General features: G+C 54.4%; 14 protein-coding genes. 2 read left to right on the top strand and 12 right to left on the bottom strand.

All coding sequences use genetic code 11. From position 1 onward, the window contains the following. Window positions 1-46 precede the first annotated feature (46 nt). Window positions 47-406: a hypothetical protein gene (locus H6853_05010; protein ID USO02912.1), complete on the top strand. Its 360-nt coding sequence runs from the start codon at window positions 47-49 to the stop codon at window positions 404-406. On the opposite strand, the gene H6853_05015 is transcribed toward H6853_05010, so the two are convergent. The 8 genes from H6853_05015 to H6853_05050 all read right to left on the bottom strand — a co-directional run bounded on the left by H6853_05015 (window position 366) and on the right by H6853_05050 (window position 8,488). Beyond that, complete coding sequence (locus tag H6853_05015; protein USO02913.1) at window positions 366-2,003, bottom strand: ABC transporter ATP-binding protein; 1,638 nt, start codon at window positions 2,001-2,003, stop codon at window positions 366-368. The genes H6853_05010 and H6853_05015 overlap by 41 nt on opposite strands. Window positions 2,004-2,097: 94 nt before the next feature. Beyond that, window positions 2,098-3,297 (bottom strand): acetylornithine/succinylornithine family transaminase, encoded by a 1,200-nt coding sequence (locus H6853_05020; GenBank protein USO02914.1) that lies wholly within the window; start codon window positions 3,295-3,297, stop codon window positions 2,098-2,100. Next, window positions 3,294-4,172 carry an acetylglutamate kinase gene (gene argB, locus H6853_05025; protein ID USO02915.1) on the bottom strand — a complete coding sequence of 293 codons (879 nt, stop codon included), beginning with the start codon at window positions 4,170-4,172 and terminating at the stop codon, window positions 3,294-3,296. The genes H6853_05020 and argB overlap by 4 nt, the downstream gene beginning before the upstream one ends. A 12-nt stretch (window positions 4,173-4,184) precedes the next feature. Then, window positions 4,185-5,183: an N-acetyl-gamma-glutamyl-phosphate reductase gene (gene argC, locus H6853_05030; GenBank protein ID USO02916.1), complete on the bottom strand. Its 999-nt coding sequence runs from the start codon at window positions 5,181-5,183 to the stop codon at window positions 4,185-4,187. 164 nt (window positions 5,184-5,347) lie between these two features. Further along, on the bottom strand, window positions 5,348-5,845 hold the full coding sequence (locus H6853_05035; protein ID USO02917.1) for a macro domain-containing protein: 498 nt from the start codon (window positions 5,843-5,845) through the stop codon (window positions 5,348-5,350). A gap of 16 nt (window positions 5,846-5,861) precedes the next feature. After that, a complete protein-coding gene (locus tag H6853_05040) occupies window positions 5,862-6,896 on the bottom strand; it encodes an ABC transporter permease (protein USO02918.1) in 1,035 nt (344 codons plus the stop codon). Window positions 6,897-7,027: 131 nt separating this feature from the next. Continuing rightward, on the bottom strand, window positions 7,028-7,303 hold the full coding sequence (locus H6853_05045; GenBank protein USO02919.1) for a hypothetical protein: 276 nt from the start codon (window positions 7,301-7,303) through the stop codon (window positions 7,028-7,030). Between the two features lie 78 nt (window positions 7,304-7,381). After that, window positions 7,382-8,488 (bottom strand): microcin C ABC transporter permease YejB, encoded by a 1,107-nt coding sequence (locus H6853_05050; GenBank protein ID USO02920.1) that lies wholly within the window; start codon window positions 8,486-8,488, stop codon window positions 7,382-7,384. Window positions 8,489-9,067: 579 nt separating this feature from the next. Here H6853_05050 and H6853_05055 point away from each other — a divergent pair. Further along, window positions 9,068-9,676 carry a hypothetical protein gene (locus tag H6853_05055; protein ID USO02921.1) on the top strand — a complete coding sequence of 203 codons (609 nt, stop codon included), beginning with the start codon at window positions 9,068-9,070 and terminating at the stop codon, window positions 9,674-9,676. On the opposite strand, the gene H6853_05060 is transcribed toward H6853_05055, so the two are convergent. Genes H6853_05060 through H6853_05075 form a run of 4 tightly spaced genes read right to left on the bottom strand, consistent with a single transcriptional unit; the run spans window position 9,673 to window position 14,022 of the window. Continuing rightward, on the bottom strand, window positions 9,673-10,290 hold the full coding sequence (locus tag H6853_05060; GenBank protein ID USO02922.1) for a histidine phosphatase family protein: 618 nt from the start codon (window positions 10,288-10,290) through the stop codon (window positions 9,673-9,675). The genes H6853_05055 and H6853_05060 overlap by 4 nt on opposite strands. Continuing rightward, window positions 10,287-11,105, bottom strand: a complete 819-nt coding sequence (locus H6853_05065) for a 3-deoxy-manno-octulosonate cytidylyltransferase (GenBank protein ID USO04607.1) — start codon at window positions 11,103-11,105, stop codon at window positions 10,287-10,289. The genes H6853_05060 and H6853_05065 overlap by 4 nt, the downstream gene beginning before the upstream one ends. Continuing rightward, complete coding sequence (locus H6853_05070; protein USO02923.1) at window positions 11,102-12,910, bottom strand: ABC transporter substrate-binding protein; 1,809 nt, start codon at window positions 12,908-12,910, stop codon at window positions 11,102-11,104. Before H6853_05070 ends, H6853_05065 begins: the two co-directional genes overlap by 4 nt. After that, window positions 12,907-14,022 carry a quinone-dependent dihydroorotate dehydrogenase gene (locus H6853_05075; GenBank protein USO02924.1) on the bottom strand — a complete coding sequence of 372 codons (1,116 nt, stop codon included), beginning with the start codon at window positions 14,020-14,022 and terminating at the stop codon, window positions 12,907-12,909. The genes H6853_05070 and H6853_05075 overlap by 4 nt, the downstream gene beginning before the upstream one ends. Between the last annotated feature and the right edge of the window lie 35 nt (window positions 14,023-14,057).

The raw sequence follows: 14,057 nt of genomic DNA on the forward strand, positions 1-14,057 counted from the left end.
GAAAAAGGCTTATTGTTTTCATAATTAAAAACCAGTGGTGAAAACGATGAAAATAGAAGACCTTTCTCTGGAAGAGTTTCGGCTTATTCCTGATATATACATCAGCCATGCCTCCGACGAGATGGGGCGCCATAGAGACAAAAGCTACCGCATTCCGGTAGAAGTAGATGGCGAAACCGTAGACGTTCTTCTAACCTCTTTCTTTAATTCGGACGCAGACCCGCACAGAACGGAAAATCTGGATCGCTATCAGAACAATCCGAAGGCAATGGAAAAGGCTCTTGGCAGGGTGTGGAAACAGGTTGCAGCAGGGGGCGTTCTGGGATTGAAGATGAGAGATTGGGAGGGCAATCATACCGCCGTCGTTATGCGCGCCGATTCCCTGCCGCCGCCTGCCGTGTCTTAAGGTTCAGGGCGGCCTCCAGAAGCGTTTTTGTGTAATCTTCTTTGGGCGCGTGAAAAATATCCGCCGCCCTGCCGCTTTCGACGATGCGCCCGTTTTGCATGACGATGAGGTCGTGTGCCATGGCCCGGATAACCCGCAGGTCGTGGCTGATAAACATGTAGGCAAGGTTGTGCCTGCCCTGAAGTTCGCGCAGCAGGTCGATGATTTCCGCCTGAACGGACACGTCCAGCGCGGAGGTGGGTTCGTCCAGCACCACAAATTTCGGATGCAAAACCATCGCCCGCGCGATCGCGATGCGCTGGCGCTGTCCGCCGGAAAATTCGTGAGGATAGCGGTGGCGGGTCCCGGGGTCGAGATGCACATCCTTCAGGGCCTCTGTCACAAGATCGTCGCGGTCCGCGCTGCCCAGCTCTTTCCGGTGGACCTTGAGGCCCTCCCCGACGATATTCGCGATGCTCATTCGCGGCGACAGTGCGCTGAAAGGGTCCTGAAAGACGATTTGCATGTCCGCGCGCAGCGGGGTCATTTGCCCGCGGGTGCAGGTGGAAATGTCCCGCCCTTCGAACGCGATCTGTCCCGTGCCGCCCAGAAGACGCAAAAGCGCAAAGCCAAGCGTCGATTTTCCGGAGCCGGATTCGCCGACCACGCCGAGCGTATGTCCCGATTTGATCTCGACATCCACGCCGTCAACGGCCTTCACCCAGTCCGTTGTCTTGCCCCAAAAAGATTTTTTGCGGGGAAAGTGGACTTTAATATTGCGTCCCTTCATGATCGTTTTGGCATTGTTTTTCGGCGCGGAGATTTCGCCGCGCGGCTGCGCGTTCAGGAGCTTTTTGGCGTAGTCGTGTTTTGGCCCGGAGAATAATTTTTTCGCAGGTTCCTGTTCGACAATTTTCCCGTCTTTCATCACGCAGACATAATCTGCAAATTTTTCAACGATGGACAGGTCGTGCGTAATCATCAGCATCGCCATGCCCAGATCTTTTTGAAGCTGTTCCAGAAGCTCCAGAATTTCAGCCTGTACAGTGACATCCAGCGCCGTTGTGGGCTCGTCGGCGATCAGGAGGTCAGGATTATTGGCCAAAGCCATGGCGATCATCACGCGCTGGCGCTGCCCGCCGGAAAGCTCGTGCGGGTAGGCCCCGAGGCGCTGCTTCATCTGCGGAAGCTGCACCAGATCGAGGAGTTCCAGGACGCGCGCACGGGCCGCCTTTTCATCCATTTTCCGGTGCAGGCGCAGGACTTCGCCGATTTGCCGCTCAATGACATGCAGCGGATTAAGGGCCGTCATCGGTTCCTGAAAGATCATTCCGATCCGGGAGCCGCGAATGGTACGCATGAAAGAATCCGGCCTGCCTACCAGTTCTTCCCCGTTGAACAGGATGGAAGAGTCCGGCGTGTGCGAGGCCAGCGGATAGGGCAAAAGCTGCATTACCGAAAGGGCCGTGACCGATTTCCCCGAACCGCTCTCCCCGACCAGCGCGAGCGTCTGTCCCGTCTCAATCGAAAAAGAAACATCCTCCACGGCGCGGACGATGCCGTCCATGCCTTTAAAATCGACACACAGATTTTTGATCTGGAGAAGGGGAAGAGTCATTTTATTTTTATATCCTGCGGCTCTTTCGCGCCTTCAACGGGGAGAACGATTTCCCCTTTTTCTGTTGTCCTGTCCGCCCTGCGCAGGGAAGGCATTACAAATCCCCCTTCCGGATGACATGCGCGATTTTTTCGACGGCTTCGTCCGCTTCCTCCTTTTTCATGATGAGGGGGGGAGTCAGGCGCAGGGATTTCGCGCCGGCCTGTGTGGTCATAAGGCCGTTTTCCAGCAGGGCGTTCATCAGTTTTCCAATGTCATAGACCGTATCGATGCCGATCATCAGGCCCAGGCCGCGGATATCCTCGATCGAGTTGGTGTCCTTTTGAAGCTGCTCAAGGGAAGCTTTCAGGTGCTTGCCCGTTTCCACGACGTTCTGGAGAAAAGCGGGCTGCCGGATCTGGTTGATAGTATGCATGGCAATGGACGTGGCAAGCGGGTTTCCGGCATAGGTGGAGCCGTGATCTCCATATTTGAACACGCCTGAAATGCTTCCCCGCGCCACGAAGGCCCCGACAGGGAATCCGTTCCCCATGCCTTTGGCCAGAGTCATGATATCCGGTTCCACGCCGAAATGTTCGTAGGCGAACAGCGTGCCCAGACGTCCCATCCCGACCTGGATCTCGTCAAAGATCAGGATGATTTTATTTTCGTCACAGATATGGCGCAGCTGCGCTAAAAACTCTTTATCGGCGGGAAGGACGCCGCCTTCCCCCTGTACGGGTTCCACCAGAATGGCGCAGGTTTTATCGGAAACAAGCTTTCGGACGCTTTCGATATCGTTGAAGGTCGCAAAATGAATGCCCGGCAGGTAGGGGGCGAATTCCGGCTGGCTTTTGCTTTTGTACGTGCAGCTTACCGCGCCGTAGGTGCGGCCGTGGAAGGAATTGTCAAAGGTGATGATCTCTTTGCACGATTCCCCCTTGTTTAAATGCGCCCATTTGCGCGCGAGTTTTAACGATCCTTCAACAGCTTCGGCGCCGGAATTGGTAAAAAAGACCTGATCGGCAAAACTGTGCTCAATCAGAAGCTCCGCGCATTCGATCTTCGGGACAGACTGGAAAGAGCCGGGAGAGATAATAAATTTGTTCAGCTGGTCGATGGCGGTTTTTGTGTATTCCGTGTTTCCGTGGCCGAGCGAAGCCACAGCGATGCCTGCCGCGCAGTCCAGATATTTCTTGCCTTCAATGTCGTAAAGGTAACATCCTTCCCCATGATCCAGAATGGCGTTCTTGATGTCGTATAACGGCATAATGGCTTTGGCGGCGCGGTCTTTCCAATCCTGCGTTTTGTTCATCTGTCTTCTCCTTTTGAAATCTCTTCTGCCTCGTAACGTTCTTTTTCTCTGCGGCGTACGATCATCGTGCCGGCCCCCGAGGAAGTATAAATTTCTTCCCTCAGGACATCTTTGTGAAATCCGTTTAAAATATGCACCCGTTTGACGCCCGATCTCAAGGCTTCAATGCAGCTTTCCAGCTTTACGCGCATGCCGCCGGTGACGGTTCCGTCTTCAATAAGCCCTTCCAGCTCATGGGCGCTCAGGACAGAAGCGACCTTTCCTTTGATTTTAACACCGTCCACATCGGTCAAGAGCACAAGTTTAGAGGCCTTCAGGCTCACGGCCAGTGCGATGGCGACATTATCCGCATTGATGTTCAGGCTGGTTCCTTCTTCCATGATGCCCAGGCAGGGGCAGGCGGCAAAAGAAACCGATTGAAAAAATTTCCCGATCTCTTTTTTGTGAACGTCTGTAATTTCACCGTCAAAGCGGATGGTTTTATCCAGTTTGGGGCGGCGGCGGACGCCGACCCAGTCCGGCGGCAGGGCATTCAGTCCGTACCCGTTCAAACCGACGTCCTTCATGGTTTCAAGGAGCCTGAATCCCAAATCGCCGGCGAGTGTTTTTTTGACCAGTAGGATATCTTCTTTTGATGTGATCCGCCGCCCGTTAATTTTTTTTGGAGTCCTTCCGGCTTCCGTCAGGGCTTCGTCAATGGCTTCTCCGGCTCCGTAAATCAGTAAAATTTTAACGCCGTCTTTTGTAAGGGCCTGAATATTTTCCAGCAGGTTCCGGCGGGCCTTTTTATCTGTGATAATGCGGCCGCTGGCCTTGATAATAAAAAGCTGCCCTTTGAAACGCTGGCGGTAGAATTTTTTGACGGATTTAATCATCGTTCAGGGTTCCTAGGGGTAAACCGGGCTGTCAAAGTCCAGCCCGGACGTTTCATCGAAGCCGAACATAAGATTCATGTTTTGGACGGCGGTGCCCGAAGCCCCGCGCAAAAGATTGTCCAGCGCGCCTTGCGCAATGATGGTGCCGCGATTGCCTTCACTGTAGCTTAAATCAATAAAGTTTGTACTCACAACATTGGTCATTTCCACCTTGTCGACGAGGCGGACAAAAGGGTGTCCGTCGAAAACGGACAGGTCCGGCGCTGCTTCCGTTTGTATAAATCCATTGGCAAAGATGCCGCGCAGGAAAGGGCCGACTGTCGGCGTAAAATTCAGCGCGGTTTCTTTGAGGCCGCTGGTGGCCAGAATTTCCGGCGTATGGCGGTGTTCGTTGATGAGGTAGGAACGGATGTTGCCAGAGAGCGCCGGATGGTCGATCGGATCGCGGGGCGCCCGTCCGCCGCCGGAGGTGCCGGAAATGGCGATCACATCCGCGCCGCTCATTTTTCCTTTCAGCGGGAAGAGGAGGAGTTGCACCAGCAGCGCAAAGCAGCCCGGATTAGCCACCGCCTCCGCTTTTCTAATCTCGTCCCGGTAAATTTCTGGCAGGCCATACACAAATTGCCCGTTCAGAAGTTCTGGATGCTGATGCTCCGTATGGTAGTAACGCGCATAAGTCTGCGCATCGCCGAGCCGGAAATCGGCGGAAAAATCAACGAGTTTTGTCTTGCCGAGAAAGGTTGGCGCGACTTCCTGCGCGGCCTTGTGAGGGAGGCAAAGGAACACGACATCACTTTCCTTTGCAACCGTTTCATGGTCGGTATTGGTAATGGTGAGGCCTTTTATGTGCGAGAGCCTTGGAAAAACCTCTCCCAGATTTGTGCCTTCATGCTGGCGGGAGACCAGATATTGAATTTCCACATGGGGATGCTGGATCAGGCAACGAAGAAGCTCCGTGCCTGTGAAACCTGTTACGCCGATGACCGACGCCTTAATTTTTGGATGTGCCATGATGCGGATATAAATTGTTGTTAAAGAAAAGAGATAAAAATTTCCGGCGCCACCGGAAACGGCAGATTAGCGCATACGTCGCTCGTATGAAAGGGGCCGTAAAAACTCGTATATGATGTCTCTCTGTGGCATCCGCCTATGTAAAGGGACAAAGGGGCGCCGTGTCAAGCGGCTTTCAGGGATTCCTTCGCCTTTTCGCCTTTGTGATAGGTGGTATAGACAAAGACGGGGATATCCAGATCGCCCAGCGTCTGGTGGATGAGGGGGGCGACATCCGCCCAGTCCAGTCCGCCGACACCGGTCGCCAGACGCGGCAGGGCCAGAGAAGAAATATTCTCTTCTTCAATGATTTTCCGCAAATCTTTGAGCGCGCTATGGATATATTTTTCCTTGGCTTTGCCGGGATGGGAGTTTTCATCCTTCGGCGGCTCCTGCACCATCAGGTTGATAATGATTTTGCCCTCTGCTCCGGCCCAGAGCCATGCGCTGCCCGGTTTCGGGTTTTGCTGGTGGCAGTAATGACGAAAATCCCTGGCCATGGCGGGAAAGTGTTCGCGCAGAGCCATGGCCAGTCCCTGATTGAAATGGTCGTGCGGGGCGATGCCGTGGGCCATGGCCTGCGCCTGAGACAGGAGGATATCACCGGAAACTTCTTTTATCATGGGGGTTCTCTTTCTGTTAGAGGTTTGTTTTTCGGGGATCAAAGGCGTCGCGCACGGCTTCGCCGATGAAGGTCAAAAGGGAAAGCATCAGGGCAAGGCTGACGAAGGCCGATATGCCGAGCCATGGCGCCTGCAGGTTGTTTTTGCCCTGCGCCAGTAGTTCTCCTAGAGACGCCGAGCCGGGCGGCAGGCCGAGCCCCAGGAAGTCCAGCGACGTCAGGGCCGTGATGGAGCCTGTCAAAATAAAGGGCATTAAGGTCAGTGTGGCCACCATCGCATTGGGCAGGACATGGCGGCGCATGATGGTCAGGTTGGAAACGCCCAGCGCGTTGGCCGCCTTCACATAGTCGAAATTGCGGGTGCGCAGGAATTCGGCCCGCACCACATCGACCAGCGACACCCACGAAAAAAGGAGCAAAATCGCCAGCAGGGTCCAAAAGCCCGGAATGAACATCGCCGAAAAGATAATCAGGATGTAAAGCGAGGGCAGGGACGACCAGACTTCGATCACACGCTGCATGAACAGGTCCAGACGCCCCCCGTAATAGCCCTGAAAAGCGCCTGCGGTAATGCCGATGAGGGAACTGACGAGAGTCAGGGTCAGGCCGAACAGAACGGAAATCCGGAAGCCGTAAATCACGCGCGCCGCGACATCGCGGCCCTGATCGTCGGTGCCGAAGATATTTTCGCGCGTCGGCGCTGACGGGGCAGGGGTGGGCAGGTTATAGTTAATGGTGTCGTAGGAAAACCGGATGGGCGGCCAGAGAATCCAGCCCTTTGCCTCGATCAGTTCTTTCACGTAGGCGTCGCGATAGTCCGTTTCGGTTTCGAAATCCCCGCCGAAAACGGTTTCCGGGTAATTCGTCAGGACAGGCACATAAAAGGAATTTTCATACCGGACGAGCAAAGGCTTGTCGTTCGAGATGAACTCCGCCCCCAGCCCGGTGAGCAGAAGTCCCAGAAAAATCCAGAAGGACCAGAAACCACGTTTATTGGCGCGAAACTGGGAAAGGCGTCGGCGTGTGATGGGTGAAAGAGTCATGGTCTTCATTCTAACCGCCAAGACACCAAGACACCAAGTTTCTTTTTCGTCATTGCGAGGAGCGTCAGCGACGCGGCAATCCAGAATCTATCCCTTATATGACTCTGGATTGCTTCGCATGCGCTCGCGATGACGATGTCTTAATGAATACTCGCGCTGCCGGTGCCGGTTTTTTGGATCAGAGACAGGCGGGCGCTCTGGTCTTCTGAAAGGGGGGAGACGTTATCGTTTCCGATTTTTTGCGAAGCCAGCGTCTCTAGTTTTCCCTGAAGGCCGTTCAGTTCGTCCGTCGCGCTCATAAGGGTTTCATGCAAAAGGAGCTTTAATTCCTGTTCGTTATCTTCGGAAATACGCCCCTCTTTGCGGATGCGGTCCCGCAGATTTTTAAGTTTGTCCTGAATAGCCTTGAAATCCATGAGTGATACGCCTTGTAGCCTGTCTGTTTCCGGGTGCGGGCAAGATAGGCGAGTTGCGTTATTCTGTCAAATAAAAACTTAAACCGTGCGCGCTTCGAAATCGATGCGCGGGTCCACCTTCACATAGACGATATCCCGGATCAGGGTCATAATCAGCCCCATCAGGGCGAAGATATAGAGCGTCCCCAGAACAACCGGATAATCGCGGTTAATGACGCTCTCATAGCCCAGCAGGCCCAGCCCGTCGAGGGAGAAGATAACTTCGATCAAAAGGGAGCCGGTAAAGAAGATTGCCAGAAAGGCGCTCGGGAATCCGGCAATCACGATCAGCATGGCGTTGCGGAAGACATGCCCGTACAAAACCTGCTTTTCTTCGAGCCCCTTCGCGCGGGCGGTGAGGACGTATTGCTTGTTGATTTCGTCCAGAAAGGAGTTCTTGGTCAGCATGGTCAGGCCCGCAAAGCCGCTGATGACCATCGCGGCCACAGGCAGGACCATATGCCAGGCGTAATCCAGCGCGAGGCGGGGGAAGCTCATCTCCTGCCAGCCGTCCGATACGAGGCCGCGCAAGGGGAACAGGTCAAAATACCGTCCGCCCGCAAACAGGATAATCAGCAGGATCGCAAACATGAAAGAAGGAATGGCATAACCGATAAAGACGGCGGCGGATGTCCAGATGTCAAAGGACTGTCCGTCTTTGACCGCCTTCCTGATGCCCAGCGGAATAGAGATCAGGTAGATGATGAGGGTCGACCACAGTCCCAGCGAAATGGACACCGGCATTTTTTCCAGCACCAGTGAAATCACGGAAACGTCGCGGTAGTAGCTTTGCCCCAGATCGAATCGCATATAGTTCCAGACCATCCGGACGAAACGTTCGTGGGCGGGTTTGTCGAAACCGTAAAGCGCCTCCAGTTCGGCGATAAATTCGGGGTCCAGCCCCTGCGCGCCGCGATATTTGCTGCTCTGGCCCGTGGACTGGGCGGCGGCCCCCACGGCCATATCCCCGCCGCCGCTGCCGCCGCCGAAGCGGGCCGTGGCTTCCACGCCGTGGCCCTGAAGCTGCGCGATCATGCGCTCGACCGGGCCGCCGGGGACGAATTGCACCACTACAAACGAGATCAGCATAATCCCGAGCAGGGTCGGGATCATCAGCAGGAGGCGGCGAAGGATGTAACTGCTCATGAGGGCATTCTACCCATGAATGGCCGTGAATACACATGAATATTTTTTGTCCGTGGCTGTGCAGTTAGAGCGTTCATCGCTTAAGGCCGGTTCCATCCTGTCATTTCCGAGCGCAGCGAAGAATCTCATCGTAGATGCAGGTTATACCTTAAAAGACGTTGAGAACCGGATTTTAACACGAAGGGCACAAAGGACATGAAGTCCGCGAATAAAACGTCATCAAATTATACGGGTTCAGATATATTGCTTAAGAGCCCGGGCATCGCAAAAACCAGTAAATCGTTTTTACCACGAAGCTTGCGAAGAAACACGAAGTCGTTGCTTGAAAAAGAAAAACTTCGTGAAACTTCATATCCTTTGTGGTCTTCGTGTTAAAAACTCAAAACAATCAACATGTCCGATTTTTAACGGGAACGGCTATAACGGGCGGGCGTGACAACGGCAGTTATAATTAAAAGCTTGAAATTTTTTAAATATTATGAAAAAACATGCTTTCGATAACCGAAAAGACGGACATTTGATATGGCGCGAAAGAGAAAAAGCCTGAAACAGGTCTTTGCCACTGTAACGAGAGTTCTCATGGACGAGGGGAGTTTGGAACTCGATCCTTTTTGGGAGGGTGTGCCGGGTGCCAGCCGGACAGCCTGCCCGATAGAAGAGCCGTATCTGCGGGTTAAAGTCAGATTTGGCGGTCCTGCCGCTGAATGCGTTCTTCACCTTTCGAAGGTAAAGACAGGAAAGGAAGAGGCCATTCGTTTTTCCTTTATGGATGGACAAAGGGTTCTGAATTCCAGAGAGATTGCTTTGAAACCGCTTGTACGCAATGCTGTAAAAGCTGTGGATGACCTTCTGTTGGCCTCCATGTCTTTGTCTGCGCGCAACCCCGTAATGGCTCATCAACTGGGCATAAGTCCTCAGGATCTTGCAGAGATTTTTGTCGATAACACAATCGAGAATACAATAATGTCCGAAGTAGAAGGCGAGGATGTGGTAACAGAGAGTTTCGACTCTGCTAAAAATGCCATACGAAGAAAACTTGAACCTATTCTGGATTTTGGCGCTGAAGGGGCCGGGGAAAGAAAAGAAAATTTTTTCGTGTTTTTGGCGGAGGTCCTGTTGCACGAAATTCTCCATGATAAAAACACAATGAATCAGGGGCCTCTTACGTTAAAAGCACGATATAATTAAGGGCGCAGGTTCCACTCCCTCACAATCCAGTTTCCGTCTTTAAAGTTAAAAATGCAAAGCGCCCCGGTTGAAATCTTGATGCCGTGGTTTTGGATAAACCCTTCAAAGTCGCCAGTGATATGGGGCGCGAAGCGCGCAATGCCGTTCGATGTGACCACCAGAACGGTTTCGTTGTCGTCATGGGCTTTGACCTGATCTGCAAAATCGATCCAGTGCCGGATGATCCGGTCCGGGTCGGCCTTCCATCCCTCCGGTACGATCGCTTTTTCGTTCCAGTCTTTCAGGGCGTCTTTCCCGATGCGGGCGATCACGTCTTCTTCCGGTTTGTTTTCGTCGGGGCCGTAATCGATCTCGTTAAAGATGTCTAGCGTGAAGACGGGGTTGGTGATCCCGCTTTCCCTGATCGCGATTTTCGCCGTTTCCTGCGCGCGCGCGAGTTCGGACGCATACACGACATCGGGGATCATCCTGTTGTCTTTCAGGAATTTCCCGATGGCGCGGGCCTGCTTTCGGCCGCTTTCGACCAGCGGCAAATCCGTCCGGGCGCCTACCCGTGTCGGGGTGTCGCCGGGGCCGAAGGTGTTTCCATGTCTTGCGATGATGAGCGTTGTCATGCGAGCAATTTTTCCGCGCGCGCGATATCTTCGGGCGAGTCAATGCCCGCCTGTGCGAGGCCGGCCTCGACTTCGAGGGTCACGGTCTGGATGGACAGGCCGTTTTCCAGCAGGCGGAGCTGCTCCAGCCCTTCGAGCTGTTCGTAACGCCCCTGAGGCAGGGACACGAATTTTTTCAGGATGTCGGTTCTGAACCCGTAAAGGCCGACATGCTGGTACACGGGAGAAAAATCGCTTTCCTTGCGCAAATCCTCTTCCTTGCGCAAAGCGGGCAGGATGTTTTTTGAAAACCAGAGGGCTTTGCCGTCCGTGTCTATTACGGCGGTGGTGCCGCTGAAAGGCGTTATCTTTTTTTGTTCGCGCAGCGCGTCCAGTTCTCTCCAGCGCAGCCGGACAATGGGCGTGACGACGTCCAGTCCGGGATTGCCCTGAAAGGCTTCGATCATTTTGCGCACCGCCTCGGGCGGGGTGAAGGGCGCATCGCCCTGCAGCCCGATCACAAAATCAAAATGCGTTTTCAGGTCTTTGGCGAGGCGGTCTACCGCTTCCAGAACGCGGTCCGATCCGGTGGCGCAGGTTTTGGAGGTCAGGATGCAATCCACGCCGATTTCCAGACAGTGCGCCGCGATCTCCCCGTTTTCTGTGGCGACTGCCAGCGTGACATCATCCAGTCCTTCCAGATCCAGCTCGTCGATCGCCGTGCGGGCGACATCCACGACGCGGGAGAGCATGGTTTGCCCCGCAATTTTCGCCAGCGGCTTGCCCGGAAAACGGGTGGAAGCATAACGGGCCGGGATGATGATCGCCGTTCTCATTCCGGTTTCACCCACCATGTATCCGTCACGCCCGGGGTGAGAGGGGAAAGGGTTTCCGGGTGGTTGAGTTTGTTCCAGTAAGCCACGCGGAAATGGTCGATATGCCATTGCGGGATAAGGTAATAGCCCGACAGCAAAACACGATCCAGCGCCCGGCAATAGGCCACGAGATCCTCGCGGCTTCCGGCCTGAATCAGGTCTTCAATAAGGGCGTCGACCACCGGGTCCCTGATGCCTATATAGTTGCGGGAGCCGGGGATATCGGCCTTTTCGGAAGACCAGAAATCCCGCTGCTCATTGCCGGGGGAAGAAGACTGCGGAATCCCGCCGATCGTCATATCGAAATCGAACGCATTCATCCGGTTTTGATATTGCGCCGGGTCCAGCACCCGGAAAGTCGCCTGCACGCCGAGCTTTTTCAAATTGGTGATAAAGGGCAGGACCCAGCGTTCAAAAAGCGGGTTTGAATCGACAATTTCGAATTCAAGGCGCCGGCCGGTTTTTTCATGCGTGCGGATGCCGTCTTCGCCCAGCTTATATCCGGCCTCGTCCAGTATCCTCATGGCCGTGCGCAGGTTTTCCCGGGCATTGCCGGAGCCGTCTGTTTTCGGGGGCGCGTAGCGCGCGGTAAAAACCTCATCCGGGATTTTCCCGCGATATTTTTCAAGGATGCCCAGAACCCGTCCGGTCGGCGGTCCGTCCTGCGCGGCCAGTTCGGAGTTTTCAAAATAGCTGTCGGTGCGTTTATAGCTGCCATAGGCGAATTGCCTGTTCGACCATTCGAAGTCGAACGCATAGGCAAGCGCCTTTCGCACTTCCTTGTCCTGAAAGACAGGACGGCGGAGATTGTAAAGAAAGCCCTGAATGCCTTGCGGGCGCTCATGCGCTATTTTTTCTTTTATGATGCGTCCGTCTTTGACCGGCGCGGCGTCATAGGCGGTCGCCCAGAGCTTGGCCGTGTTTTCGGTGCGGTAGTCGTATTCCCCGGCGAAGAAGGCTTCCAGCGCGACGTTGCTGTCTTTGTAATAGTCGAAAGAGACTTTATCGAAGTTAAAGCGTCCCTTGTTGATCGGCAAATTCTTGCCCCAGTAATTTTCGTCGCGGATATATTCGATTGAGCGCCCTGCCATGACATTTCCGACTTTATAAGGGCCGCTGCCGAGGGGCGGTTCCAGGGAGGTGGCGCCGAAATCGCGTCCCTCCGCGCTCCAGTAATGTTTCGGCAGGACAGCGAGTTGCGCAAGGATAAGCGGCAATTCCGCATTCCCGCCATGGGTAAAGGTAAATTTTACACGCTGCGGCGCCGTCGCTTCGACCTTGGCCACATCCCCGTAATAGGCCTTAAAAAAGGGCGCCCCTTTTTCAAGGAAGGTGTGGAAGCTCCAGACAACGTCTTCGGCGCTGACGGGGGTTCCGTCCTGCCAGCGTGCCTGCGGGCGCAGGTTAAAAGCGACCCATGTGTTATCCTCCGGGCGTTCTATGCTTTCGGCCAAAAGACCGTACATCGAAAAAGGCTCGTCGTTGCTCTGCTCCATCAGGGAATCGTAGACAAGGCTTTGTCCCAGATAGGCCAGACCGTCTGCAGGGGTGCCTTTTATGATAAAGGGGTTTAGCGAATCGAACGTGCCGATGGCATGCAATTTCAGGATTCCGCCCTGCGGCGCGTCAGGGTTGGTGTAATCCAGATGGGTGAAGCCGGGTTTGTATTTAACGCTGCCATGCATGGCGATCGCCGGCTGCGGCATGGCGTCCTGCGCGTAAGCGGGACAGGCCAGCAGGAGGAGCAGGGTAAACAGAAATTTCATTCGGCGGCTCTTTTTTGTGAACGAGATGCTTGGGCGTGATCCGCGCCGACGGCTTCGGAAAGATGTTTGAAACCGTCTCTTTCCAGAAAATCCAGCAGGCCGGTATTGATCTTTTTAATCAGTTCCGGCCCCTGAAATACAAGGGCGGAGTAGAGTTGAAGCACACTGGCGCCTGCGCGGATTTTATCATAGGCATCCTGCGCGGATGAAATGCCGCCCACTCCCATAATCGGGAGTTTCCCGTGTGTCAGATCATAAAAATTACGGATGATATCGGTCGATTTCTGGGTCAGGGGCTCGCCGCTCAAACCGCCGGTTTCTTTCCTGAAATCTTCGGGTAGAGTTTCCGGGCGGTCTAACGTGGTATTGGTCAGGATCAGCCCCTCCACGCCGGATTCCAGCGCGGCGCCTGCCAGGTCTTCCTGCTGAGCCTCTGTCAGGTCCGGGGCCAGTTTTACCAGAACGGGCGGGAGCTTTTCGGACGGGCAGGACTTTGCCCGCTGCGCCAGAATTTGTTCCGTCAGTTTCAGAAACGTTTCGCGGGTTTGCATGTCCCGCAGGCCCGGCGTGTTGGGCGAAGAAATATTTACGGCGAAATAATCCGCGTAAGGTGCCAGCTCGCGCACAAGAAGGCAGTAATCTTCCACCGGATTTGCCTGATCCTTGTTCATGCCGATATTCAGGCCGACAAGTCCTCTGGAACGGGCGGCGGGCCGGGCGTAAAAACGTTCAAGATTCCGTTTAAAGACGTCCACGCCCTGATTGGGAAATCCCATCCGGTTAATGACGGCGCGTGTCCCGGGGTTTCTGAAGAGGCGCGGTTTCGGGTTTCCCGCCTGCGGTTTCGGGGTCACCGTTCCTGCTTCCGCAAAGCCGGCGCCCATATCGAACATCGGGCCGATCACTTCCGCGTTTTTATCAAATCCGGCGGCGATTCCGACCGGATTTTCAAATGCAAGGTTCCACAGTGTCATGCGGAGGCGCGGATCGTCTATACGTCGCTGCCGGGGCATCACGCCCGTTTTAAGGCTGAGAATCGTTACTTTATGCGCATCTTCGGGGTCGAGCGCATGCAGGAACGGTTTGGCAAGGCAAAACATGAAATCTGTCATGCCTCTTTTTAACGCGAAGAGGCAAAGAAGCGAAG

This window comes from Rhodospirillales bacterium (genome assembly GCA_023898765.1).
Taxonomy (GTDB): domain Bacteria; phylum Pseudomonadota; class Alphaproteobacteria; order Micavibrionales; family Micavibrionaceae.